22 protein-coding genes are annotated in these 23,634 nt (G+C 68.1%); 14 read left to right on the top strand and 8 right to left on the bottom strand.

Translation table 11 applies throughout. The annotated features are described in order from the left end of the window. Nucleotides 1-3 precede the first annotated feature (3 nt). Nucleotides 4-993, bottom strand: coding sequence for an STM4015 family protein (locus AB0H50_RS08095; protein ID WP_357448469.1), 990 nt, complete (start codon nucleotides 991-993; stop codon nucleotides 4-6). Nucleotides 994-1,146: 153 nt separating this feature from the next. Between AB0H50_RS08095 and AB0H50_RS08100 the strand changes: the two genes are divergently transcribed. The 4 genes from AB0H50_RS08100 to AB0H50_RS08115 all read left to right on the top strand — a co-directional run bounded on the left by AB0H50_RS08100 (nucleotide 1,147) and on the right by AB0H50_RS08115 (nucleotide 4,311). Next, on the top strand, nucleotides 1,147-1,473 hold the full coding sequence (locus AB0H50_RS08100; RefSeq protein WP_357448471.1) for a hypothetical protein: 327 nt from the start codon (nucleotides 1,147-1,149) through the stop codon (nucleotides 1,471-1,473). A gap of 43 nt (nucleotides 1,474-1,516) precedes the next feature. Continuing rightward, nucleotides 1,517-2,521: a DUF6745 domain-containing protein gene (locus AB0H50_RS08105; protein WP_357448473.1), complete on the top strand. Its 1,005-nt coding sequence runs from the start codon at nucleotides 1,517-1,519 to the stop codon at nucleotides 2,519-2,521. A 213-nt stretch (nucleotides 2,522-2,734) separates the two neighbouring features. Next, the gene (locus AB0H50_RS08110; protein ID WP_357448475.1) at nucleotides 2,735-3,142 is read left to right on the top strand and encodes a YciI family protein; all 408 of its coding nucleotides are present in this window, start codon (nucleotides 2,735-2,737) and stop codon (nucleotides 3,140-3,142) included. Continuing rightward, nucleotides 3,142-4,311, top strand: a complete 1,170-nt coding sequence (locus AB0H50_RS08115) for a DUF6596 domain-containing protein (RefSeq protein ID WP_357449368.1) — start codon at nucleotides 3,142-3,144, stop codon at nucleotides 4,309-4,311. The genes AB0H50_RS08110 and AB0H50_RS08115 overlap by 1 nt, the downstream gene beginning before the upstream one ends. Nucleotides 4,312-4,405: 94 nt before the next feature. Here the strand turns inward: AB0H50_RS08115 and AB0H50_RS08120 are convergent, their stop codons facing one another. Both AB0H50_RS08120 and AB0H50_RS08125 read right to left on the bottom strand, forming a co-directional pair. Beyond that, nucleotides 4,406-5,083 carry a response regulator gene (locus tag AB0H50_RS08120; RefSeq protein WP_357448477.1) on the bottom strand — a complete coding sequence of 226 codons (678 nt, stop codon included), beginning with the start codon at nucleotides 5,081-5,083 and terminating at the stop codon, nucleotides 4,406-4,408. Next, nucleotides 5,080-6,753 (bottom strand): sensor histidine kinase, encoded by a 1,674-nt coding sequence (locus tag AB0H50_RS08125; RefSeq protein WP_357448479.1) that lies wholly within the window; start codon nucleotides 6,751-6,753, stop codon nucleotides 5,080-5,082. Before AB0H50_RS08125 ends, AB0H50_RS08120 begins: the two co-directional genes overlap by 4 nt. A gap of 216 nt (nucleotides 6,754-6,969) precedes the next feature. On the opposite strand from AB0H50_RS08125, the gene AB0H50_RS08130 reads away from it, so the two are divergent. Genes AB0H50_RS08130 through AB0H50_RS08140 form a run of 3 tightly spaced genes read left to right on the top strand, consistent with a single transcriptional unit; the run spans nucleotide 6,970 to nucleotide 9,708 of the window. Beyond that, nucleotides 6,970-7,776 (top strand): ABC transporter ATP-binding protein, encoded by an 807-nt coding sequence (locus AB0H50_RS08130; RefSeq protein WP_357448481.1) that lies wholly within the window; start codon nucleotides 6,970-6,972, stop codon nucleotides 7,774-7,776. Then, nucleotides 7,766-8,653 carry an ABC transporter permease gene (locus AB0H50_RS08135; protein WP_357448483.1) on the top strand — a complete coding sequence of 296 codons (888 nt, stop codon included), beginning with the start codon at nucleotides 7,766-7,768 and terminating at the stop codon, nucleotides 8,651-8,653. Before AB0H50_RS08130 ends, AB0H50_RS08135 begins: the two co-directional genes overlap by 11 nt. Nucleotides 8,654-8,655: 2 nt before the next feature. After that, the gene (locus tag AB0H50_RS08140) at nucleotides 8,656-9,708 is read left to right on the top strand and encodes an ABC transporter substrate-binding protein (protein WP_357448485.1); all 1,053 of its coding nucleotides are present in this window, start codon (nucleotides 8,656-8,658) and stop codon (nucleotides 9,706-9,708) included. Between the two features lie 172 nt (nucleotides 9,709-9,880). Here the strand turns inward: AB0H50_RS08140 and AB0H50_RS08145 are convergent, their stop codons facing one another. Then, nucleotides 9,881-10,201, bottom strand: a complete 321-nt coding sequence (locus tag AB0H50_RS08145) for an alpha/beta hydrolase (protein WP_357448487.1) — start codon at nucleotides 10,199-10,201, stop codon at nucleotides 9,881-9,883. Between the two features lie 169 nt (nucleotides 10,202-10,370). Here AB0H50_RS08145 and AB0H50_RS08150 point away from each other — a divergent pair, with 169 nt between their 5' ends. After that, on the top strand, nucleotides 10,371-12,089 hold the full coding sequence (locus tag AB0H50_RS08150) for a cutinase family protein (RefSeq protein ID WP_357448489.1): 1,719 nt from the start codon (nucleotides 10,371-10,373) through the stop codon (nucleotides 12,087-12,089). A 407-nt stretch (nucleotides 12,090-12,496) separates the two neighbouring features. Here AB0H50_RS08150 and AB0H50_RS08155 read toward each other — a convergent pair whose 3' ends face one another. Together AB0H50_RS08155 and AB0H50_RS08160 are read right to left on the bottom strand one after the other, a co-directional pair. Beyond that, a complete protein-coding gene (locus tag AB0H50_RS08155; RefSeq protein WP_357448491.1) occupies nucleotides 12,497-14,152 on the bottom strand; it encodes a hypothetical protein in 1,656 nt (551 codons plus the stop codon). Nucleotides 14,153-14,154: 2 nt separating this feature from the next. Then, on the bottom strand, nucleotides 14,155-15,078 hold the full coding sequence (locus AB0H50_RS08160; protein ID WP_357448493.1) for an ABC transporter ATP-binding protein: 924 nt from the start codon (nucleotides 15,076-15,078) through the stop codon (nucleotides 14,155-14,157). An 82-nt stretch (nucleotides 15,079-15,160) separates the two neighbouring features. On the opposite strand from AB0H50_RS08160, the gene AB0H50_RS08165 reads away from it, so the two are divergent. The 6 genes from AB0H50_RS08165 (at nucleotide 15,161) to AB0H50_RS08190 (ending at nucleotide 21,425) form a co-directional block, all read left to right on the top strand. Continuing rightward, nucleotides 15,161-15,742 (top strand): TetR/AcrR family transcriptional regulator, encoded by a 582-nt coding sequence (locus AB0H50_RS08165; protein WP_357448495.1) that lies wholly within the window; start codon nucleotides 15,161-15,163, stop codon nucleotides 15,740-15,742. 325 nt (nucleotides 15,743-16,067) lie between these two features. Continuing rightward, nucleotides 16,068-16,781, top strand: coding sequence for a haloacid dehalogenase type II (locus AB0H50_RS08170; RefSeq protein ID WP_357449370.1), 714 nt, complete (start codon nucleotides 16,068-16,070; stop codon nucleotides 16,779-16,781). 206 nt (nucleotides 16,782-16,987) lie between these two features. Further along, nucleotides 16,988-17,878: a DMT family transporter gene (locus AB0H50_RS08175; protein ID WP_357448497.1), complete on the top strand. Its 891-nt coding sequence runs from the start codon at nucleotides 16,988-16,990 to the stop codon at nucleotides 17,876-17,878. 34 nt (nucleotides 17,879-17,912) lie between these two features. Beyond that, the gene (locus AB0H50_RS08180; protein ID WP_357448499.1) at nucleotides 17,913-18,563 is read left to right on the top strand and encodes a class I SAM-dependent methyltransferase; all 651 of its coding nucleotides are present in this window, start codon (nucleotides 17,913-17,915) and stop codon (nucleotides 18,561-18,563) included. Between the two features lie 134 nt (nucleotides 18,564-18,697). Continuing rightward, nucleotides 18,698-20,047, top strand: coding sequence for a wax ester/triacylglycerol synthase family O-acyltransferase (locus tag AB0H50_RS08185; protein ID WP_357448501.1), 1,350 nt, complete (start codon nucleotides 18,698-18,700; stop codon nucleotides 20,045-20,047). Between the two features lie 259 nt (nucleotides 20,048-20,306). Beyond that, nucleotides 20,307-21,425, top strand: a complete 1,119-nt coding sequence (locus AB0H50_RS08190; RefSeq protein WP_357448503.1) for a nitronate monooxygenase family protein — start codon at nucleotides 20,307-20,309, stop codon at nucleotides 21,423-21,425. Here AB0H50_RS08190 and AB0H50_RS08195 read toward each other — a convergent pair whose 3' ends face one another. Further along, nucleotides 21,426-22,403 carry a DUF5996 family protein gene (locus AB0H50_RS08195; RefSeq protein WP_357448505.1) on the bottom strand — a complete coding sequence of 326 codons (978 nt, stop codon included), beginning with the start codon at nucleotides 22,401-22,403 and terminating at the stop codon, nucleotides 21,426-21,428. Nucleotides 22,404-22,778: 375 nt separating this feature from the next. Beyond that, nucleotides 22,779-23,555, bottom strand: a complete 777-nt coding sequence (locus AB0H50_RS08200; protein WP_357448507.1) for a GntR family transcriptional regulator — start codon at nucleotides 23,553-23,555, stop codon at nucleotides 22,779-22,781. Between the last annotated feature and the right edge of the window lie 79 nt (nucleotides 23,556-23,634).

Below are 23,634 nucleotides of genomic sequence, written 5' to 3' on the forward strand. Positions count from 1 at the left end.
GGCTCATTCACCGACGGAGACGAACCGCCAGACGGTTCCGTCTTCCTCGTCGCTGTCCTCCTCGGCGTCGTCGGAGTCGAGTTCGAGGCGGACTCCGGCGGGCTCCAGCGTCTCGCGCAGCCGAGTTCGCATCTCGTCGGACAGATAGTTGTAGTGCATGTCGAGCACGCTCAGATGGCTCAACGGCTGACCGGACAGCAGCGCCGCCACGCCCTCGTCGGTGAGGACGCCCATCGAGATGTCCAGGCTCTCCAGCCGGGCCACCACGGGCGCCGCGGCGAGGGCGGCGCAGATGTCGTCCTGGGTCTCGCTGTTGCGCAGGGCGAGATGCTTCAGCGCGGGCAGCCGGTCGCCCGACAGGATGGGCGCGAGGTCGGCCACCTCGCTGTCTCCGCCGTACTCCGACGTGCCGAGCCACAGGTCCAGGTGCGCGAGTGCGGGCAGGTCGCTGGCCCCGATGCCGCGCACAACGTCGGCGGGCAGGCCGCCGCTCTCCACGACGAGCGTGTGCAGGCGTTCGTGGCGCACGGCGGGGAACTGCAGGTTCTGACCGCCGCGAACGCCGAAAACCTCCAAGCCGGAGAAGGTTTCGAGCACCGGGGTGACCAGGCCCTGGTTGATCCAGGAGATCTCGCACTCCTCCATGACGATGTCGCCGAGGAACAGGGCGCGCAGCGCGGGCAGCCGATCCTTTGCCGCGCACAGGGCCTCGATCACCTCGCCGGGCCCGTTGTCGTACACGTCGTCCCAGGTACCGACGATCAACGCGGTGACCTTCGCCGTATCGACCGCACCGAGGAAGCGAGCGAAGCCCTCCGCCCATGTCTCCTGTGCGTCATAGGTTTCCACGCTCAGACGCCACGCGACCGCGTCCGGCTCCGGCAACACAACGCTTTTCGGCTTCTTTTTCTTCTTCGCGTCCGTCTCAGGGGAATCGGGGAAGGCGAAAGCGGGCAGGCCGCCGAAGTCCTGCAAGTGGTCGCCGATGGTCATGTGATGTCCCCGCCCCTTCTGGCAGTGCCGTGATTGTCAAGAGGTTTCTACCAAGCCGCACCGACATCGGGGCGAGCCGGGCAGTTTGTCGGTGCCCGTCGCTACGGTCTCGGGTGAACGGCGCCGAACTCGCGCCGTGACGGGAGGAACTTCATGTATCGGCAAGGCGATGTCCTGATCGCGCCTCTTGCGGAAAGCGCTGTACCGCAGGGACTTCTGCACGCCCCTTCGGTGGCGCGCGATCCACGCGGGCGGTTGGTGCTCGCACTCGGCGAGGTCACCGGGCACGCGCACGCCGTGCAGGGGCCGGGCAGGCTGATCCGCGCATCCGGTGCGACCGGACCGATGCTGCTGCATCTGCCGGAGGGTGGACGCGTCGTCCACGAGGAGCACGCGGCGATCACGTTGCCGAAGGGGTGGTTCCGGGTGGTCCGCCAGCGCGAGTACGTGCCCGGCTCGGTCCGCATCGTCGCGGACTGACACAGTCGAAAGGCGTTCGATGACAACAGAAGTGAGTCAGCGTGTGACGAAGCGTGATGAATGGCGATCGGTGGCGGCGGCCACCGGGCCGGGGGACCGGGCGGTGGCCGAGGACGCGGTGCGGGCGGCCTACCGGCAAGCCGGACTCGCTACGCCCGAAATCATCGCGTGGGCACGCTCTCCCTTGGAGGCGGTGCGGATACTGCGAGCTGCGCAGGACACCGGCGAATCGGTCCGCGAGGCGCTGCGCAACGTCCCGCTGGCGGCCGAACGCGCGCGCGTCAACGCCGAACTCGGCCACACGGGTTTCAGTGCGCACTGGCGCGAGACGGGCGCGGACCTCTGGGAGCTGACCGCCACCGTGGTCGACCGAATCCGGACCGGTGTGATCGACGAGGTGGGCGGTAACCGCAAGGAGCAGAACGCGGTTCGCCTGCTGCTGCTCGATGCCGTTCTCGGTCAACACGATGCCGCGTGGCTGTCGGCGTTCGGTACCGAACCCGGTGAGCCGTTGGCGGCGGCGGCAATCGTCGCCCACGAGGCGGGCTGGTGGTGGCCCTACGAGAAGATCGCGGTGATCAGCGAACGACCCACCGCACTGCACCGCGACGAAGCGGGACGGCTCGACAACGGAGACGGCCCAGCCCTCGCCTACGCCGACGGATTCGCCCTGTTCGCCTGGCGCGGCATGCCGATCCCCGCCGAATTCCTCGACGATCTGCGCGCATTGACGGCCGAGCGCATCCGCGACGAGGAGAACGCCGAACTGCGCCGAGTGATGCTCGAGTACTACGGCTACGACCGCTACCTCGACGAATCCGGTGCGCGACCGATCCACCGCGACGAGACCGGCGTTCTCTGGCGCATCGAACTCGACGGCGACGAAGACATCGTGATGGTCGAGGTGATCAACTCGACCCCCGAACCCGACGGCACCAGTCGCACCTACTGGCTGCGGGTGCCGCCGGATACCGAGACCGCGCGCGCCGGCGTCGCGTGGACTTTCGGACTCAGCGCCGAGGAGTACGAGCCGCTCCGGCAGACGTAGACACCTCGGCCCGGGAACCGTGGGCCAGAAATGCCACGAATTCGGGATCGACTCCGGTGGCCGCACGGTGAGACACGTGCACGGCCGTCGCCGGAATGAACGGGCCATACCGAAAGCACGAAAGAATTTCGGCGGCGGATGTCGAGAACGAGGTGACGACTCCGTCCCAGTGGTGAGCGACCAACTAGGGTCGCAAGCCGAAGGGAGAATGTCATGGCCAAGTACCTGCTGCTCAAGCACTATCGAGGCGCGCCGGCAGCCGTCAACGACGTGCCGATGGATCAGTGGACGCCCGCCGAGATCGAAGCGCACCTGCGGTACATGAACGACTTCGCGGCCCGCTTGGAAGAGAGCGGCGAGTATGTCGACGGCCAAGCCCTTGCACCGGAGGGCGCCTGGGTCCGCTACGACGGCGAGGGCAAGCCTCCGGTGACCGACGGCCCGTTCGCGGAGACCAAAGACCTGATCGCGGGCTGGATGATCATCGACGTGGACTCGTACGAGCGCGCCGTCGAGCTGGCGGGCGAGTTGTCCGCGGCGCCCGGTGCCGGCGGCAAGCCGATTCACGAGTGGCTCGAGGTTCGCCCGTTCCTGACCGCTCCGCCGACCGTCACCGAATGATGGCCGCCGACGCGGTGGACGAGGCACAGCTCCGGGACCTGATTCCCGGTGTCCTGGCGGCCCTCGTCCACCGCGGGGCGGACTTCGCGACCGCCGAGGACGCGGTCCAGGAAGCACTGGTCCGTGCCGTCGAGACGTGGCCGAAGCAGCGCCCCGGCGATCCCAAGGGCTGGCTGATCACCACGGCGTGGCGTTGCTTCGTCGATCTCGCCCGCTCCGACGTCGCGCGACGCCGCCGTGAGGTGCGGGTCTCCGACGAGCCGCCGCCCGGGCCTGCGGCCTCCGTCGATGAAACGCTCGAGCTCTACTTTCTGTGCGCACATCCGGACCTCACCCCCGCGTCGGCCGTCGCACTGACGCTGCGGGCCGTCGGCGGCCTCACCACCCGCCAGATCGCCCAGGCGTACCTGGTACCCGAAGCGACGATGGCGCAGCGGATCAGCCGGGCCAAACGCACCGTGAGCGACGTCCGGCTGGATCGTCCCGGAGACCTGCGCACCGTGCTTCGGGTGCTGTATTTGGTGTTCAACGAGGGGTACAGCGGCGACGTCGACCTCGCCGCGGAGGCGATCCGGTTGGCCAGGCAGCTGGCCGCGACCACCGACGACCCGGAGGTCGCGGGACTTCTCGCACTGTTCCTGCTCCACCACGCGCGACGCCCGGCCCGCACCCGCGCCGACGGGAGCCTCGTGCCGCTGGCCGATCAGGACCGCGCCCTCTGGCGGCGGGATCTGATCGCCGAGGGCGTGGCCGTGCTCCAAGCCGCGCTGGCCCGCGACCGGCTCGGGGAGTACCAGGCACAGGCCGCGATCGCGGCCCTGCACGCCGACGCGCAGACAGCCGACGAAACCGACTGGGTGCAGATCGTCGAGTGGTACGACGAGCTGGTCCGTCTCACGGACAGCCCGGTCGTGCGGCTCAATCGCGCCGTCGCGGTCGGCGAGGCGGACGGACCGCGGGCGGGGCTCGCCGAACTCGCCGAACTCGACCCGAAGCTCCCGCGATACACGGCTTCGGCCGCCTACCTCCACGAGCGGGCCGGCGACGTCGCCGCGGCGGCGCAGCTCTATGCGGAGGCCGCCACGCAGGCGCACAACCTCGCCGAGCGCAATCACCTGACGCTCCGGGCGGCCACCCTTCGCCACCGTATCTCGGGCGAAGGCGGCTGAGCGGCCACTTACGGTCTCGGCGCCTTTCTACGACGCATGGTTGCGGGGGCATTCCCAGACCGCACCGCGTGAACGACCGCGGCGGGCCGTTCGCTCAGCGCTGGGGCGGTGGCGCCGAGTACTCCTGCTCGGGCCGTCCGGTGCTGCCATAGCGCAGGCGCATGCGCACGGCGCCGCTCGCGACGAAGGCGGCGAGGTAGCGTTGGGCGGTGGCGCGGGAGACGCCGATGGCAGTGGCCACCTCACCCGCGGACAGCGGCCCGCCTGCCTCGTGAATGGATTGCAGGACAAGGTCTTTCGTGGGGGACGAGGCAGCAGAGGCCGGCGCGGTCGTGGCAGCGGCGGGACGTAATGCGTGCAGCGCGGCGGACACCCGGGCGTTGTCGATCTGCGGTGTGGCGAGAATGCGCCGGTAGCGGGCGTACGCGGCCAGCCGCGCGGCCAGTTCGGTGTGCGGAAACGGCTTGATCAGGTAGGCCAGCGCGCCCGCCGCGATCGCCGCCCGCACGGCGTCGCTCTCCGTGGACGCGGTGAGAATCATAGCGTCGCAACCGATCTCGCGGACGAAGTCGATCCCGGATCCATCCGGCAGGTAGACGTCCACCAGGGCGAGATCGATCGGTTTCGCCGCGACGAGTTCCCGCGCGGCTGCGAGGGTGTTGGCGGTGCCCGCCACGGTGAAGCCCGCGATGGACTCCACGATCCCGGCGTGCAGGTTGGCGACCCGGAAATCGTCGTCGACGACCAGGACGGTCAGAGCTGTCACGGTCATGGCACCTCGCTTTCCACAAGCACTCCGGGGATGCGCGCGATGAATTCGGCGCCGGTGAGCGGCGGCTGTCCGCCGCCGGGACTGGACAGGCGCACGTCGCCGCCGTGGGCGCGTGCGATCTGGCGGATCAGGGCCAGACCCACCCCGCGCCCGCCGGGTACGTTGTGGTCCTCGCGGGTCGAGGCGCCCTCGGTGAACAGCGCATCGACCAGATCCGGCGCCACTCCGTCACCGCTGTCGGCGACCGTGATGTGCAATGTCGAATCCTCTTGCAGTAGTTCGACTTCCACCTGCCGGACCAGGCGGTCACGATCGCGGACGGCCTCCATCGCGTTGTCCAGCAGGTTGCCGAGCACGGTCGTCACGTCCACCGGATCGGCGAGGCTGCCCTCGACCCAGGTGTTGGGTCCGAGCACGAGTTCGACGCCGCTCTCCCTGGCGTGCGCCGCCTTGGCGGCCAGGAACGCCTGGAGGTACGGGTCGTGGATGGCGTCGATGCCCGGCGTCGCCGGGCCGAGCGGGCCGGCGCCGATCAGCTCATCGATCGATCGGGACGCCTCCTCGACTCGTCCGATGTGCAGAAGGCCGCTGATCAGGTGCATTTTGTTGGAGAATTCGTGCCGCTGGGCGCGCAGCACCGTGCTCATCGACTGCACCGCGTCCAGCTGCCTGGTCAATGACTCGACGTCGGTGCGATCGCGCACGGTGAGCACCGCGCCGAGATCGCGCCCGTCCCGGGTGACCCGCCGCGCCGAGGCGATGACGATGTGCGAGCCGACCGTCGCAGGCGCGGGCTGTTCGTCCAGGTTGCGGAACGCCTCCAGCACGCGCGGGGTCAGCCCGATCTCGTCCACCGGTCGCCCGATCTCGGGATCGATGCTCAGCAGCCTGCGCGCCTCGTCGTTGACGAAGGTCGTGCGCCACGAGGCGTCGACGGCTAGCACACCACCGCCGATGCCGTGCAGCACCGCGGCCTGGCCGCGGACCAGTTCGGCCAGCTCGTCCGGCTCCAGCCCGAGCGTCAGCCCGCGCCACCGCCGGGCGAGCAGGACCGAGCCGACGATGCCGACCAGCAGCGCCGCGCCGACCAGCACGCCCGCGGTGCGCAGATCGTTCAGCAGTTGTTCGTGCACCGCGTCGGTGGAGATGCCGACGCTCACCGCGCCGACGACGCGGCCGGAATCGGATTCGAGCACGGGGACTTTCGCGCGGACCGAGTCGCCCAGGGTGCCGCGTTCTTCGGTGATCGATTCGCGGCCCGCGAGAGCTTCGGACGGGTCGGTGCTGACGCGTTCGGCGAGCCGGGTCGGATCGGGATGCGCTAGCCGGATGCCCGCGTCGTCGGTGATCACCACGAACAGCGCGCCATTGCGCTGCGTCGCGTCGACCGCGAGCCGTTCCAGGGGACCCGAGGCGAGTTCCTTGCGCACCGCGGGGTCGTCGGCAACCGTCCCGGGCGCGTACCGGGCCACCTCCGCGCGCACCACCGGGTCGGCGGCGACGGTGCGCGCGATGGCCAGCGCGCGCTGGCCGTAGGTATCGCGCAGCCGCTGATCGCTGAGGTAGCCGAACACCGCGAACGCGACACCGAGCGTCAAGGCGACGACCACGATCTGCGACAGCAAAACCTGGGTCCGCAACCGCACGGCCCGCGCGCCCTCAGTGGCCATAGTCGCAGCATATGCGGCGGCCTTTACTTCGCTCGACCTCGGCGCCGGTGGCGGACAAGGCTCGCCCTACGGCGCTCATCAGACCGACCACAGCACGTGAGCAGAATGCGCAAAACCTGCGAATCCCGCGTTTGTGGCGGTTGTGCGCACAAGCTCTGACATGTGACGCAGGACACGTACGGTCGCGTTATCTCCATCTCGCAAAAGTAGGAAGCAATGACGCAATCACTCATCGAGCTGCGGAGCGCGACGAAGCGCTTCCCCGGCACGGGCGGCGGCATCCACACCGCCGTGCGGAATTTGAATCTCGAGGTGCGGCCCGGCGAATTCGTCGCCGTCGTTGGCCCGACCGGATGTGGCAAGTCCACCACGCTCTCACTGGTATCCGGGCTGGAGCCGGCGTCGGCCGGGCGGACGCTGGTGCGCGGCAAGGACGTTCAGGGTATCCCGGACGGGATCGGCTACATGTTCCAGCAGGACGCGGTGCTGCCGTGGAAGAGCGTGCTGGACAACGTCGCGCTCGGTCCGCGCCTGCGGGGGGCGTCGAAAGCCGAGGCGCGTGCGAAGGCGGCGGCGTGGGTGCGCAAGGTCGGCTTGACCGGGTTCGAGCGCTACTACCCGCACCAGTTGTCCGGCGGTATGCGCAAGCGCGTCGCGCTGGCGCAGACGCTGGTCAACGAGCCGGAGATCCTGCTGATGGACGAGCCGTTCAGCGCACTGGACGTGCAGACCCGCCAGCTCATGCAGGACGAGCTGCTGCGGGTCTGGGCGGGCACGAACGCGGCGGTCATCTTCGTCACCCACGATTTGGAGGAGGCGATCGTGCTCGCCGACCGGGTGGTCGTCATGACCGCGAGCCCGGCCACCGTCTGCGGCGACTTCACCGTCGGGCTGGAGCGCCCGCGCAGTGTCGAGGACGTGCGGCTCACCGTCGAGTTCCGCGACATCTACAAGGAAATCTGGGAAACGCTGCGCGACGAGGTCGAGGCGGCGCGGGCGAAGGGAGCCTCCCGTGTCGCATGACGTGCTGGTCGAGGACGCCGTGAAACAGACGGTGGTGGAGAACGAGACCCAAGAGCAGATTCTGGCCCGAGTGCGGACCAACGCCCGCCGCGCCCGCCTGCGCACCTGGGGGTTGCGCGCCGCGCTGGTCGCGCTGTGGCTCGGCGCGTGGGAGCTCACCGCGACGGTGTGGATCGACCCGTTCTTCTACTCCAAGCCATCGCTGATCTGGGCTCGGCTGGTCGAATGGTTCACCGAGGGTACCCAGTTCGGCTCGATCTGGCTGCAGATCTACACCACGGTGCAGGAGGCGGTGCTCGGCTTCGTGATCGGCACGGCGGCCGGTGTGGTGCTCGGCGTGCTGTTGGGCCGCAGCCAGTACTGGTCCGAGGTGCTCGCGCCGTTCATCAAGGCGCTCAACGCGGTTCCACGTATCGTGCTCGCCTCGTTGTTCATCATCTGGTTCGGTCTCGGGCTGAGTTCGAAGGTCGCGACGGTCGTGGTGCTGGTGTTCTTCGCGGTGTTCTTCAACGCCTTCACCGGGGCGCGCGAGGTGGACGGCAACGTGATCGACAATGCCCGCATCCTCGGCGCGAGCCGCAGGCAGGTGCTGGTGTCGATCGTGTTGCCGAGCGCGACCACTTGGATTCTGTCCAGCCTGCACACCGCCTTCGGCTTCGCCCTCATCGGCGCGGTGGTAGGCGAATATGCCGGTGCGAGCAAAGGTTTGGGCCTGCTGATCAGCAACGCGCAGGGCACCTTCGACTCGGCGGGCATCTACGCGGGCATGATCATCATCACCGTGATCGCACTGATCGCGGAGTGGGGGATCGGCATGGCAGAGAACCGGTTGCTGAAATGGCGGCCGTCCCAGGCGAACTCGAACCACGGGATCTGATCGTGAAGCATCGCAAGCATTGGGCGCTCGTCGTCGTCGCGATCGCGGCACTGCTGCTGACCACCGGATGCCGGGACTCCCGCGTCATTCCGATGGCCGACGGCCGCCCGCAGATCACCATCATGGTGGGCGGGCTGGAAAAGGTGATCTACCTGCCCGCCATGCTGACCCAGCAGTTGGGCTTCTTCGAGAGCAACGACATCGACGTGAAGCTGCTCAGCGAGCAGTCCGGCGCCACCGCGGAAACCGCGCTGCTCAGCGGCGACGTGCAAGGCGTTGTCGGGTTCTACGACCACACCATCGACCTGCAGGCCAAGGACCAGTGCATCCGCTCGGTGGTGCAGATGTCGGACGTGCCGGGCGAGGTCGAACTGGTGTCGAAGGCCGACGCGGCTACCATCACCTCGGTTGCCGACTTGCGCGGCAAGAATCTGGGCGTCACCTCGCTCGGCTCCTCGACCGACTTCCTCACCCAGGCGCTCACCGGCAGCGAGGGCATGTCCACCGCGGACTACACGCGGGTGAAAGTCGGTGCGGGACAGACGTTCATCGCGGGCATGAACCACGATGGCATCGACGCGGGCATGACCACCGACCCTACGGTGGCGCAGATGGTGAACTCCGGCGAGGCCCGGATCCTGGTCGACATGCGCACCGAGGCGGGGACGAGGGCCGCCCTGGGTGGGTTGTATCCGGCGACGTCGCTGTACATGAGCTGCGCGACCGTCGACGCCCACCCGGAGATCGTGCAGAAGCTCGTCACCGCGTTCGTGCAGACGTTGCAGTGGATCGAGACGCATACTCCGGAGGAGATCGCGGACAAGATGCCCCCGCAGTACGCTCGCGCGGGCAAGGACCTCTACGTCCAGTCGATCCGCGACTCGATCGGCATGTTCAACGGCGACGGACTGATGAAAGCCGAAGGCGCGCAGAACGTACTGGATATTCTCGGCAAGTACTCGAAGAACGTGCGCCCCGTGCACGATCGCATCGACCTGTCCGAGACCTACACCACGAAGTTCGTGGAGGAGGCATTGCGCGCGCCGCGGCAGTAGCGCGTGGAGCCGCCCCGGGCAGCATCGCCCTCGGGCGGCTCCAGGCTTTCTCAGGCCTGAAGACCCGAGCCACCATTTCGAGAACACCCTCCTGGCCACTTTGCGAGCGCGGGCGCCGCCGCGCGCAGAGAGCTGATGGGCAGCGGCCGCGCGCTGGGGTCGATGGCGACCTCTACTCGCCCGCTGCCTGTTCGATGACCGCCGCGACCGCGTCCGGCTGGGAGACGAGGGCCGCGTGCGATGCGTTCAGCTCGCTGGTTCGCGCGCCGATGCGCTGGGCCATGGCTCGTTGCGCGCTGGGTGGGAAGATGCGGTCCTGACCGGAGACCACGTACCAGTTGGGTGTCTTGGTCCAGGCCGCGGGGCCGGACAGTTCGATGTTGGCGATGACCGCGAGGGAGTGCTGATGGGCGAGCATGTCGGCGTGCGTGTCACCTAGAAAGTACGGCGGCGGAGACTGCCCCCGCATCGAGACCTGAGACGTGGAACACATCGCGTCCGGAACCGGGCCCTCTCCAATCGGGTAGGCGCGTGCGCGATCCGGGCTGAGATACGGACGAATCGATCACAGTAACGCTCGCGATCCCGGCCACGACGTCCTTGGTGACACATGGCCCGTCGGGGGGCCTGTCCACCTGTCGGTAATGGAATGGGATCGGGACATGGCTTTTCGCGAGTTCTTCGCGCGGCATCGTATTGCTTCGGCCGTCGCTGCACCAGCGGTCTTGGGGGTGGCGGCGATCGTCGCTGCCTCGTTCGCGGTGACGTCATCACCGCGTACCGCGGACACGCAGCTCAAAGCGTCCGTCACGGAATGCCACGACATGGTCACCATCTCGGTGGCCGGTCGCGGCGACACGCCCCAGGCGGGGACCACGAAACTGCTGGTCGACGCCAACGGGAACGAGTTGCCTGCCGCGCTGGCCGGTGACCACAACAGTCGCTGGGTCGACCCGGTCGTGAACGCTCCGGCCGACGACGTCGACCCCGGCTCGTATGCCGCGGTCTACATCGCGTACCCGGCCAACATGGCCACCTACGAGGACGCCGTCAACGCGGGCGTCGAGAACACCCAGCAGGTGATGCGGGAGATCTCGGAGGCCTGCCCCGACACCAAGTTCTCGATCGTCGGTTACAGCGAGGGCGCCGACGTGGTCCGCCGCGTGGCGATGAACATCGGGCACCAGGAGGAGGGCGGTCAGGAGATCGTCGATCCGGACGACGTGCTCGGCGTCGTCATCCTCGCCGACTCGGGTCGCTCGGCGGGCGACGGACCGTTCCCGGGTTCCGAGGATCCCTTCCGCAACCCCGACGGCTTCGACCAGCAGTATCAGGACGGCAGGAAGCCCACCTCGGGTCAGGGCGCGCTGCCCGGCACCAGCGGTGACTTCGGTGCGCTGAACGGCAAGATCGCGTCGTTCTGCTCCGAGGGCGACCTCACCTGCGCGGCGCCGGAGAACATCTCGCTGCTGCAGCTGGTGGTGAATGTCGGCAGGCAGTTGAACGTGGACCAGCTCGAGCGCGAGGGACTCAATCCGACGACCGGTATGGACGTCGCCGTGACCCTCGGCCGCATCGCGATGGCGGCGTTCGCCGACATCCAGTCGCAGCCGAACTGGATGGCCAGCGACGAGACCTTCCTCGAGGTCCTGCTGCGCGTCTCCGATCCGGAATACAAGCCGGGTGAGCAGCCGAAGGAGCCCGCGAAGACGGACTCGATCTCGACCGAGCAGATGTCGCCGCTGGCCTACCTGCCGCAGAAGGTGCTGAACGAGGTCATCGGCCTGATCGTGACCAATCAGAACACCATCCCCGTGGTCATGAGCGACCCGTACAAGCTGACGCTCGGACCGGACCACACCGGTCACCACTTCGACTACTGGCGCGACGCCAACCCCGGCGAGGGCAGGCCGCTGACTTCCGCCGAGTACGCGGCCGCGTGGTTGACCCACTTGGCGAAGCAGGCCCAGGCCGGCGAGACGGTCGACAAGGCTTCCGAGCCCGAGGCCGCCGATTTCGCCGCCGCGCGGGAGGCCGTGGAGTCGGCGACGAAGCCAAAGGCCGCCTCGACCACGACGACGTCTTCGGCCGCGCCGACCACGACCGCCGCGCCGACGAAGACCGGCGCCACCGTCGCATCGACGACCGCGGCTCCGACCACCACGGCTCCGACCACCACGGCGCCGACGACCACGCCTCCGGCCGAAACCCCCAGCGCGACAACCGCGCCGGAGACGACCAACCCGCAGGCGCGGACTTCGGTCGCCGCACCCACCGGAACCGTGGCTCCTGCCGAGCCCGTTGCACCGACCACCACCCAGCCGACAACAACCCAACCCACCACCACAACCCCAGCGCCAACCACCACCGCCGCCCGATAGCTAGGCCGATATCGGCGGCCGCCCGAACGGCCGTCGACATCTCCCGCCAACGCCTTCACGATCGTCCACCGATCGTGAAGGCGTTGTGCGTTGTGGATCGATGTCGCGAACCGACCCTGAACACAAAGGCACTGGCTGAGGCGTATGTGCACTCTCGAGTTTCTCCGAGTCGGCGGCAGCATCGGCGCGCCACATAGTCATTCGACGCTTCACATAGGCACCGGCTCTGTGAAGCGTGTGAAAAGTGTGTGGCGCAAGGGCCGGCAGGCCGGTGGCGAGATGCGATATCTCAGGCCGGCCGGGCAGGCGCGGGTTCGCAGGGGGTTTCGACGCCTCGCAGGGGTTGCAGGGTCTGCTAGGCGTCGGGAGGGTCTGTGAAGTGCGGTGTGGCGTCGGTCGGTACGAGGTCAGGACGGGGTGTGGATGGTCGCTGGGCGAGGGGGGCGGGGTAGGCGTCCGGTTCGCACGGTTCGGATCAAGCCTGGGCCGCTGTGCATCGGGATGTCGCGGGTGGTGAAGCCTTGGAAGCCGCAGGCAATCAAGGCGGCGGCCAGGATGGCGGAGACAATCGGGGCCCAGGGGGAGACGGGTTCGGAGGGGGTGCGGCCCACCCACTCCAGTGGGGAAAGGTGGCGGACCCATTCGGGGAGGCGGAGGGTGTCTGCGAGGGTGGCGATGACTGCTACGGCGACGAAGACGCCCCAGCTCGAGCCCAATCCCGCGGGGCGAATTCCATAGAGCGCGACCGCGATTCCCAGTAGCACCAGAACGGCAGGCAGGTAGGTGAGCGTGGCGAGCGTCAATCGCGCGACGGCTGACGAATCGCCCACTGCCAGCGCATCGCTCACACCGAGCGCCAGTCCGCTGACCCCCGCGACCACCGCGGTGCCGCAGCCGACGGTGAGCACTTCGGCGGTCAACCACCGTACTCTCGAAATAGATCCGGCCAGAACAGGTTCGAGGCGGTCACCCGGTTCGTCCTCCGCGATCCGGCCGACCCCTTGCACCGCGAATCCGGCGCAGATCAAGGCGAGCAGCACCGCGACGAACGACAGATACGCGTCCGGATCCGAGCTCCCACCGCCGAAGACGTCCTGAAGGGCGGCGTTGTCCCCCATCACCGTGCGGATGGCGTCGGCGAGGGCGCCGAAGGAGATGGCGACGAGTGCGCCGATCACGCACCATGCGAGGATGCCGCCGCGGTGCCTGCGCAGCGCGAATCCCCAGGGCCGCAGCAATATCGGTGACGCCGTTGCGGGACCCCGACGGGCGGCGAGCACCCCCGCGCCGTGGTCGCGCCGCCCAGCGACCCAGCAAGCCGCGCTGAACAGCACCGCGGCGAAACCCAGCCCGAGCAGCACGGGCCACCACCGGGCCGCACCGAACGGGCGCGCCTGCTCCGCCCAGCCGATCGGCGAAAGCCACACCAGTCCGTTGCCGCGCACGTCGCCGATGCCGCGAAGGAGGAATGCCACGATCAAGACGGCGAGACAGATTCCGAGCACGTTCCGTGCCGACGCGACCACCTGCGCCGCCAGCGCCGCGATCGCGGCGAAGACGCAACCGAGCGACATCAGCGCCGTTGAATAAAGCAGCGCGCCAGACCATTCCAGCCCGATCACCAACAGCGCCGCAACCATCGACACGGAAACCAACACCAGCGCGGAGCCGGTCAGCACGACCGCCGCGTGGACACCGGCGACACGGCCGACCGATCCGGCACGCAACAACTCCGCCCGCCCGGATTCCTCTTCGCGCCGCGTCATCCGCGTCACCAGGTGAATTCCCATGAGCGGAAAGGCGAGCGCGCTCATGAACCCGAATTCGTAGGCGATGACCCCACCGAGATCATCCAGTCCGTAAGGCCTGCCGTTGATCGCGAACAACGCCGTGCCCGATTCGGTGGCCGCCCGGTAGCTCGCCAACTCGGCGGGCGTGGAGTACAGGCTGTCCAACGACCACACGGTCCCCGCGAAGACGGCCGCGAGCCCGAGCACCCAACAGAGAATCTGCCGGCGACTGCCACGCAAGCCGACGCCTGCCATCACCGTGAATCCACGCACCGCTACACCTCCACCGTTTCGGCGTCCTCGGCGGACGCGTAGTTGCGCAGGAACAACTCGTCCAGGCTCGGCGGATTCGCGGTGATCGACACCAACCCCGCCGCGTGCAGCGCGCCGACCGCAGCGCCGACGTGCCTGGCATCGACGCCGAACGAGACCGCGTAGCCCACGCCATCACGCTCGATGCGCACCGCACTCACCCAGGGCGCGTCGTCCAGCCTGCCCGGCGGCGCGGTGGTGACCGCGTGCACATGAGTCGTTGTGTGACGGCGCAATTCGTCCAGCGTCCCGGTCGACACCGTCCGCCCTTGCCGGATGATGCTGACCCGGTCGGCGAGCGCCTCGACCTCGGCGAGGATGTGACTCGACAGCAGCACGGTGCAGCCCTCGGCCTTGCGTTCGGCCAGCGTCTGCTGGAACACCTGCTCCATCAGCGGGTCGAGCCCGGACGTCGGCTCGTCGAGGATCAGCAGCTCGCTGTCGCAGGCGAACGCGGCGACCAGCGCGACCTTCTGCCGGTTGCCCTTGGAATAGTCCTGGCTCTTCTTCCCTGGATCCAGTTCGAACCGTTCGACGAGGGCGTCGCGGCGGGCGCGGTCGAACCCACCGTGCGCGGCGGCGAGCACGTCGAGGCATTCGCCGCCGGTGAGGCCGGGCCACAGCGAGACGTCACCGGGGACGTAGGCGATGCGGCTGTGCAGCCGCACGGCGTCGCGCCATGGATCGCCGCCGAGCAGGCGCGCGGTGCCGCCGCTCGACCGGATCAGTCCGAGCAGGATCCGGATCGTCGTCGATTTTCCCGCGCCGTTCGGCCCGAGGAATCCGTGCACTTCGCCCGCCTCGACCCGCAGGTCGAGCCCGTCGAGGGCGGTGAAGTCGCCGAACCGCTTACGCAATCCGATCGTCTCGATGACGGCGTCGGCCATAGCCGCTCCCACCTTTCAGAATGTTGGTGTGCACCGATGGTACACACTAGAGGTGCGCACGCCTAGGCCCTAGGATGTGACCATGCCGCTTCCCCGCTTCACCCGGCTTCCCGCCGACGAACAACGCCGCATCCTGGATGTCGCGCAGCGGATCTTCGCGGAGGACGGCGTGGACACCGCCTCCTACAACCAGATCATCGCGGCGGCGGGCATCTCGAAATCCTCGGCGTACAACTACTTCGACGGCCGCGAAGACCTGCTGTACACCGCACTCGACGACGTCGCGGCCCGTCTCGCAGACGTACTCGGCACGTGGCAGCGAGTCGCGGACGACGCCGAGTTCTGGTCCCAGCTGAAGACCATCGAGCAGCGGCTGCGCGCCCACATCGAGACCCACCCCGCCGACCTCGCGCTGATCGATCCGGCCTTCCTGCTGCGCGAACAGGGCGCGTTCATGTCCTGGATCGCCGATTTCGTGGCGAACGGGATCGCCATCGGAATCATCACCGTCGACACCGACCGCAACTTGCTGGTCGCCGCGACCGCCGCAGTCCTTCGAGCGGTGGACGGCTGGGGCGCCGCCGAGATGCAAGCGGGCCGGACGCCCGACCCGGATCAGGCCTGGATCCTGCTGCGCAACCTGTGGGGCACCCCGCGCGCTTGACCCACCGCACCCGGCTCACCACGACGGCGCTACCCGCCGGTGTCGCCACCGCGCTCCGGCGGCGCGCCGCACCGTGGCGATGTTGCCCGACGGTATAGCGACCGCGTTGCGGCCGCGCCGCGGCTCAGGTGGCGGTACTGCCCGACTGGTATCGCCACCGCGCTCCGGCCGCGCCGCGGCTCACCGTAGCGGTACCGCCCGCCGGTGTCGCCACCGCGTTCCCGCCGTGCCACGGCTCACCGTCATGGTGCTGCCCGGCGCCACTGCGCCGAGCAGCACACGACTCCGCGGACACGGACGCGCCGAACAGCCGCCGCATGGTTGGATTTCCGAGGTGGGAGTAGAGGCGTTGCTGTTCGACGTGCAGGGCACGGCGACGGATTTCCATTCGACGGTGCTCGGCGCGTTGCGCACGGCGAGCGCGGGCAGGCATCCGGGAGTCGACTGGGCGGAGTTCGTAGACCGTTGGCGCGCGGCGTATTTCGATGTGCTGCGAAAGACGAAGACCGACAAGGACGAGTGGACGACGGTGCACTCGGTGTACCGCGACGCACTGGATCGGCTGCTGATCGACTACGGGGTAACGGATTTCGACGACACCGAGCGAGAGGACCTGGCGCGCGCCTGGCAGCGAATCGTGCCGTGGCCGGACGCCGTCGCAGGCCTCGCACGGCTGAAGATGCGGTACACGCTGGCTACCTTGTCGAACGCGGATGTCGCTGCGGTGGTGAATATTTCGAAACTGAGTGGGCTGCCGTGGGACGCGATCTTCACCGCTGAGATGGCGGGGGCGTTCAAGCCGGACCCGGCGACGTATCGGATGGCCGCGACCTACCTGGGGCTTGCTCCGGAACAGATCATGATGGTCGCCTGCCACAAGTACGACATCCGGGCGGCGGGCGCACTGGGCTTCCGCACGGCGTTCGTGGCGCGGCCGCTGGAGTTCGGCGCGGGCGGCATCGTGGATGTGGAGTACGAGGACGAATTCGACGTCAACGCGCGCGACTTCCTCGACTTGGCGGATCAACTCGGCTGCTGACAGCGAAAGCTATTGTGGCCCAGCGCCTTGCCCGAGATACCGTGGGAAGAAGTGCCCGGAGCAGGTCGGCGGCGTCGTATCCGGTGAGTCACGGTAGCCGTGGCGAAATCGGATCTGTCGGATCATAGGATCACCCATTAAGCTCCTCGTGGATCGAAAGCGAGCGAGAGCATGAAATCTGCGGCGATGACTCGGGGGACGGCGCGATGACCAGGCGCGGTTGGCTGCTGTTCCTGGCGATGGGCGTGATCTGGGGTGTGCCGTACGCGATGATCGCGGTCGCGGTCGATGATTTCGATCCGGTGTTCGTCGCCTTCGGCCGCACACTGATCGGCGGCCTGCTGCTGTTGCCGGTCGCCCTGTACACCGACGCGCTGCGCCCGGTTCTCCAGCGCTGGCGTCCGCTGCTGCTCTACACGCTGGTGGAGATCTCCGGCCCGTGGTTGTTCATCGGGTACGCCGAGACCACCCTGAACAGCTCCACCGTCGGGCTGCTGATCGCGGCGGTGCCGTTGATCGCCGTGCTGATCGTGACCCGCCTCGGACACGAAACCATCGACGCGCGAAGGATTCTGGGCCTGATCGTCGGATTCGCCGGCGTGGCCGCGCTGGTCGGCCTGGACGTGGATCTGTCCGCCCCTGCCGCGATCGGAGCCATCGCGCTGACGACGATCGGCTACGCCGTCGGCCCGATCGTCATCAATCGGCAGCTGGCGGATCTGCCGCCGATGGGCGTGGTCACCGCGTCGCTGCTGTTGGCGGCGGTGCTCTACCTGCCGTTCGCCGTGCTGCGCAGGCCAACGTATTTCGCCGCGGATGCCGCGCTCTCGGTGCTCGGCCTCGCGATCGTCTGCACCGCGGCGGCGTTCCTGCTGTTCTTCGCGCTGATCGGCGAAGTGGGTCCGGCGCGCGCGACGGTGATCACCTACATCAACCCGGCGGTGGCTATCGTGCTCGGCGTGACGCTGCTCGACGAGCCGCTCACCGCGGGCATGGCGATCGGCTTCCCGCTGGTCGTGCTCGGATCGTTCCTCGGGACGAGGCGCCCCGGCATCACCGAACCGCGCGACGAGCTGGCGCCCGCCGCGCCGACCTGAGTTCGAATACCGTTTCAGCGAAGGAGTTCCAGGCTTGATCACCGAAGACGTCGACGCCACCCGCTCGGCCTACGACGATGTTGCCGAGCTCTACACCGATCTCGTCCGCGGCCATCTGGAGACCAGGCCCTTGGACCGAGCCATGCTGGGTGCGTTCGCGGAACTCGTGCGGGCCGACGGCTCCGGCCCCGTCGCCGACCTCGGCTGTGGACCGGGGAGAATCGGCGCGCACCTGGCGTCGCTCGGCGTCTCGACCTTCGGCATGGATCTCTCACCGCGAATGATCGAACTGGCGCGCAAGGAATACCCGGGCCTGCGGTTCGAAGTGGGATCGATCGAGGAACTGGACATCGAGGACGGCGCGTTGGCGGGACTCGTGGCCTGGTATTCGATCATCCATCTGCCGCCGGAACGGGTGCCGCACGTGTTGCGCGAGTTCCACCGGGTACTCCGCACCGGAGGGCACGCACTGCTGGCGTTCCAGACGGCGGACGCCGCCGACACCGCGCTCGCTTTCGACCACAGGGTGACCCGCGCCTACTGCTGGTCACCCGACCGGCTCGCCGAGCTGTCGCGCGAAGCGGGTTTCACGGTGGTCGCCCGGATGGTCTGCGCCCGGCAGGCCGACGAACGATTCGATCAGGGATGCCTGATGGTCGCGAAGGTCGCCGATCCGGTGCGCTGATAATGCGCACGTCCCCGGGCGTAGCCGGGTAACTTTGGCACGGGTGCCCAGGTTTCTGTGGTGCGTCCCACCCGACAGCGTGGTCGATTGTTCATCGCACAAAATCTCCACCGTCGTCAGGGGGCGACACATATATGGAACTCATCGCACCGGTTGATGCCGTGTTCTTACTGGCCGAATCCCGCGAGCACCCGATGCACGTCGGCTCGCTACAACTGTTCGAACCGCCGGAGGGAGCCGGTCCGGAGTTCGCCGCGCAGACGCACCAGAAGCTGTTGTCCTGCCGCGAGATTCATCCGACCTTTCGCAGGCGCCCGGCCAACCTTCTCGGCTCGCCACAACTGGCCTGGACGCTGGACGACGAGGTAGAGCTGGACTATCACGTTCGGCGCATCGCGCTGCCCGCCCCCGGCAGCCAGGAGCAACTGATCGAGCTGGCCTCCGGGCTGCACAGCGCCCTCCTCGACCGGCATCGTCCGCTGTGGGAGATCCATCTGATCGAAGGGCTGCAAGACGGCCGGTTCGCGCTCTATTCGAAGATGCACCACGGCCTGATCGACGGCGTTTCCGCCCAGCGGCTGCTCCAGCGCACCCTGACCGACGACCCGTACTCGACCGAGACCCGCGTGCCGTGGAACCTGCCGAGCTCGCGACGCAAGAAGGAGCCGCAGCGATCCGGATTGCTCGGCGCGGCAAAGAATCTCGTCGCGGCCGCCGCGTCCGGCCCGCCGCTGCTGCGCGCCGCGCGGTCCGCGTTGCGCGAGCAGCAGGTGACCCTGCCGTTCGAGGCGCCCAAGACCATGTTCAATGTGCCGATCGGCGGCGCCCGCCGCTCCGTCGTGCGGTCGTGGCCGACGGAGCGAATCAAGCAGGTGCGCAAGGCGACCGGGACGACGATGAACGACGTCGTGCTCGCGATGTCGTCGGGAGCGCTGCGCGCCTACCTCGCCGAGCGAGGCGCGCTGCCGGACAAGCCGCTGATCGCCATGGTGCCGATGTCGTTGCGCTCGGCGGACGACACCGAGACCAACGGTGTGAAGGTCGGCGCGCTCCTGTGCAATCTCGGCACCCAACTGGCCGATCCGATCGCCAGGCTGCGGACGGTGAGCGAGTCCATGCAGAAGAGCAAAGAGGTGTACAGCGAACTCTCGCCGGTCCAGTCGATGGCGCTCTCGGCGCTGATGGTCAGCCCGATCGCGCTGAACCTGGTGCCCGCGCTCGTTCCGTGGACCACGCCACCGTTCAACATCGTCATCTCCAACGTGCCAGGCCCGCGCGAGCCGATGTACTGGAACGGCGCGCGGCTGGACGCCATCTATCCGCTGTCCATCCCGTTCGACGGCCAGGCCGTGAACATCACGCTCACCTCCAATGCCGAGAACCTGGACTTCGGTCTGGTCGGCTGCCGGCGCAGCGTGCCACAACTGCACCGCATGCTCGATCATCTGGAGGACGCGCTCGCGGAGCTGGAGAACGCGATCTGACGCAGGCCGCGGACCCCGCCAAGGAAGGGGTACCGCGACAAAACTAGAACGTGTTACTGTCGATCTATGGTGCCCCCACCGGTCGATGACGACGCCGCCGCGGCATGGCGATACCTGCGGTATGCGGCGGATTCGGCCGGTCGGGGCGTCCGTCCGCCGCGCGCGAGGCGAAGCCGGCGCGGCCACTATGCAACCCGTTCTAGGGCGTCCGCGGCCGCCGTGATCTGTTCGCGGCATAGGTAAGGGAGATCAGCACCCGATGCGTACCGAAATCTGCGACCGGCTGGGGATCGAGTTCCCCATCTTCGCCTTCACCCACTGCCGCGACGTGGCGGCCGCGGTCAGCAATGCCGGTGGGCTCGGCGTCCTGGGCGCGGTGGGCTTCACCGCCGAACAGCTCGAGGTCGAGCTCGCCTGGCTCGACGAGCACGTCAACGGCGTGTACGGCGTCGACCTGGTGATCCCCTCCAAATACGAGGGCAAGGGCATCGACGACCTGACGCCCGAACAGCTGGAGGCCAAGCTCGGCGAGCTGGTGCCCCAGGGCCACCGGGATTTCGCGGAGAAGATCCTGGCCGATCACGGCGTGCCGCACCTGCCCGCGGAGGAGCACCACAACCAGCTGCTCGGCTGGACCGCGACCACGGTGGCCCCGCAGATCGAGGTGATCCTGAAGCACCCCAAGGCCAAGCTGGTCGCCAACGCGCTCGGCACGCCGCCCGCGGACGTGATCGAGCAGATCCAGGGTTCCGGCAGGCTGATCGGCGCGCTGTGCGGTTCGGTCAAGCACGCGCTGAACCACAAGGCCGCCGGCCTGGACTTCGTGGTCTGCCAGGGCACCGAGGGCGGCGGGCACTGCGGTGAGATCTCGTCCATGGTGCTGTGGCCGCAGGTCATCGACGCGATCGGCGATATGCCGATGCTCGCGGCAGGCGGCATCGGCGACGGCCGCCAGGTCGCCGCGGCCATGGCCATGGGCGCGGCGGGCGCGTGGACCGGCTCGCTGTGGCTGACCGTCGAGGAGGCCAATGTGCCGCCCGCCCAGATGCAGACCTACATCGACGCGAGCAGCCACGACACCGTGCGCTCGCGCTCGTGGACCGGCAAGCCGTGCCGCATGCTGCGCAACGACTGGACCGACGCCTGGGAGTCGGCCGAGACCCCCGACCCGCTGCCGATGCCGCTGCAGATGATGGTGGCGCTGGACGGCGTCAAGCGCGGCCACCGGTATCCGGAGGCCGCGAAGGACGTCAACTTCAACCCGGTCGGTCAGGTGGTCGGCATGATGACCAAGGTGGAACGCTCCGCCGATGTGGTCCAACGGCTGATCAACGAGTACGTCGAGGCGTGCGACCGCCTCAACAAGCTCAACGGCTGATCACGAGGGCCATTCCGGCCAGCGCGCCGCCTTCTGCTCCAGCACCGGATCGGTGATGCCGCCCCAGCAGGCCAGCCGGTCGGCATCCCATCCGGCGAGCTCGGAGCCGTTGGCGTAGACGGATTGGAAGAACTCGAGCGCGGCGCCCACCGGGTCGGCGGTGCGGCGCGCGTTCGCGTAGGCGTAGTACGCGGAGTGGCCCGATCCGGATGCCACCCACCGTGCGCCCGCAGGCTTCAGCGTCCGGTCGGACAGCCCGTCCGGTTCCGGCGCGACGTAGGAGTAGAAGGTCGGCTCGGGCACTTTGTCGTCGCCGAACCAGAAACCGGCGCTGATCACCTCGCGCGAATAGGCTTCGCGGGTCACCGAATCGACGGACGACGGCAGGTCGATCCGGCGCGGCGAGAACCGCTGCACCGCGAGATCGAAGGTGTGCCAGAACAATTGGACGGGGCTGATCTTGCCGGAGTAGGTGGCGCTGAACTCCTCCAGTATCCGGCCGACCTGGCTGTGCACGCGAAACGCCCTGCGCGCCTTGTCCGGATCGTAGGCGGCGTGGTCGGTGTCGTCTTCGAACGGGCGGGCGGCGTCCGGCAGATCGAAGGGGTGCGGGTGCGGCATGACGACCTCGATGCCGAGGTCGTCGAGCCCGCCCATGACATCGGTGTAGAACGTGGCAACGGACTGCTGGAGTAGATCGATCTCCACCTCTACGCCGTGATCGGTCGCGATGCGCAGCACGTGGTCGAAGAAATCGAAGGAGATGGTGAACACCGGCCCCGCGCGGGCGGTGCCGAGCGGGACGGTGGTCCAGCCGCGGGCGGTGAGCCGGAAGGTCATGTGCCACCAGTGGTTGCGGCGGATGCCTTTGGCCAGGGCGACCTTGCCGACCACCTGGGCGAAACGGTGCAGCGTCTCCTTGGTCGGACGCCAGGATTCCAGCGGTATGTCGGGCAGCGAATCTGCTGACTCGGTCATGACGGAAACGGTACGACCGGCTCGGGCTATTCGCCAGCAAATCGCGGATGCGGCCTGCCCGCCCCGTCACCGACACCCGGCCAGTCCGATGACGGGACGGCCCGGCGCCGTGAGCGTCGGCGCCGGGTCTGCGGGGTCGCCCTGCGCGATCGAAGGTCCGGCCGCGCCGATCACCCTTCCCCGTGATCGGCCCGCGGCAGCGGGAGCTTCGAGCGCGTCGCGCGACGCCGTCCAGCCAGATTCAGCATACCTGTCTCAGACGCAAAGATCGACTATCTGTAATGAACAAGTGACCAACTAGCCCGGGAGTCGGCGCGGAGGAAGCCGCGCGAATCTGAGGGACTCAGACAGTCCGTTTCGTGCGATTTGCCGGTTTCAGGCGGTGGCCGCGTGCGCGTCCTCGACGTCGGTTTCCTCGCCGCCGAGCAGCTCCTCGAACCGGGCGATGACCTTGTCGTGGTACATCCCGAACAGGTCCTCGAACAGCGCGAGCTGCGCCTCCGACGGGCCGGAGCCGGATTCCCATACCGCGACGAGCGCCCGCCACACCAGCACGTGCAGGTCGGCGGCGCCTGCGAAGTACGCCTCGATCGCCTCGGGCACCTCGAGCACCATCTCGCCGATGGTGTTCATGATCGCGCGCTGCATGCTCAGCCCGAGCGCGGTCAGCAAACGCCGAACCAGGGCGACCTCTATGGCCAGAATCTGGCGGTAGTCCGGAACCTCCAGCCGGGCAAGGGCTTCCAGTTCGTCGATGGCCGCCTTCAGCTCGGCCGGGTCGATCTCCTGTTCGCTCGCGGTGTACGCGAGCAACGTCTCCATGACGATGCCGCGCTGCACGTCGACGATGTCGTGGAACATCTCGATCGCGACGTCCGGCATCGGTACCGAGAACCGGAACAAGTGGCGGTACACGTCGAGGCCGCCCGCCTCCCGCACATCGCGAATGGTGAAGCCCTTACCGCGACGCGCCTCGACGAATCCATACGATTCCAGCCTGCCCAAGGTCAACTGCGCGGTCGCACGATTCATATCGAACTCTTCGGCGACCTGGCGGACCGACGGCATCAAATCCCCCGGCTGATATTCCCCCGCGGCAACCCGGCGCGCCAGCTCGTCGGCAACGTCGGCGACTACCGTTTGGGATCCCATCGGATGCCACCTTTCGACTGTGTTACCAATACGTCCCAGACAGTCTAAGCGCTGCCGTACGAGACCGCATCTGCGTAAC

Origin of the sequence: Nocardia sp. NPDC050793 (assembly GCF_040654065.1) — a bacterium.
Classification (GTDB): Bacteria; Actinomycetota; Actinomycetes; order Mycobacteriales; family Mycobacteriaceae; genus Nocardia.

Bases quoted from the DNA above. Each gene is read 5' to 3' on its own strand.
- AB0H50_RS08185 (WP_357448501.1), top strand. From the start codon at position 18,698: ATGGAACTCATCGCACCGGTTGATGCCGTGTTCTTACTGGCCGAATCC.
- AB0H50_RS08175 (WP_357448497.1), top strand. From the start codon at position 16,988: ATGACCAGGCGCGGTTGGCTGCTGTTCCTGGCGATGGGCGTGATCTGG.
- AB0H50_RS08120 (WP_357448477.1), bottom strand. From the start codon at position 5,083: ATGACCGTGACAGCTCTGACCGTCCTGGTCGTCGACGACGATTTCCGG.
- AB0H50_RS08130 (WP_357448481.1), top strand. From the start codon at position 6,970: ATGACGCAATCACTCATCGAGCTGCGGAGCGCGACGAAGCGCTTCCCC.
- AB0H50_RS08100 (WP_357448471.1), top strand. From the start codon at position 1,147: ATGTATCGGCAAGGCGATGTCCTGATCGCGCCTCTTGCGGAAAGCGCT.
- AB0H50_RS08190 (WP_357448503.1), top strand. From the start codon at position 20,307: ATGCGTACCGAAATCTGCGACCGGCTGGGGATCGAGTTCCCCATCTTC.
- AB0H50_RS08200 (WP_357448507.1), bottom strand. From the start codon at position 23,555: ATGGGATCCCAAACGGTAGTCGCCGACGTTGCCGACGAGCTGGCGCGC.
- AB0H50_RS08125 (WP_357448479.1), bottom strand. From the start codon at position 6,753: ATGGCCACTGAGGGCGCGCGGGCCGTGCGGTTGCGGACCCAGGTTTTG.
- AB0H50_RS08195 (WP_357448505.1), bottom strand. From the start codon at position 22,403: ATGACCGAGTCAGCAGATTCGCTGCCCGACATACCGCTGGAATCCTGG.
- AB0H50_RS08165 (WP_357448495.1), top strand. From the start codon at position 15,161: ATGCCGCTTCCCCGCTTCACCCGGCTTCCCGCCGACGAACAACGCCGC.
- AB0H50_RS08145 (WP_357448487.1), bottom strand. From the start codon at position 10,201: ATGTGTTCCACGTCTCAGGTCTCGATGCGGGGGCAGTCTCCGCCGCCG.
- AB0H50_RS08110 (WP_357448475.1), top strand. From the start codon at position 2,735: ATGGCCAAGTACCTGCTGCTCAAGCACTATCGAGGCGCGCCGGCAGCC.
- AB0H50_RS08160 (WP_357448493.1), bottom strand. From the start codon at position 15,078: ATGGCCGACGCCGTCATCGAGACGATCGGATTGCGTAAGCGGTTCGGC.
- AB0H50_RS08095 (WP_357448469.1), bottom strand. From the start codon at position 993: ATGACCATCGGCGACCACTTGCAGGACTTCGGCGGCCTGCCCGCTTTC.
- AB0H50_RS08115 (WP_357449368.1), top strand. From the start codon at position 3,142: ATGGCCGCCGACGCGGTGGACGAGGCACAGCTCCGGGACCTGATTCCC.
- AB0H50_RS08150 (WP_357448489.1), top strand. From the start codon at position 10,371: ATGGCTTTTCGCGAGTTCTTCGCGCGGCATCGTATTGCTTCGGCCGTC.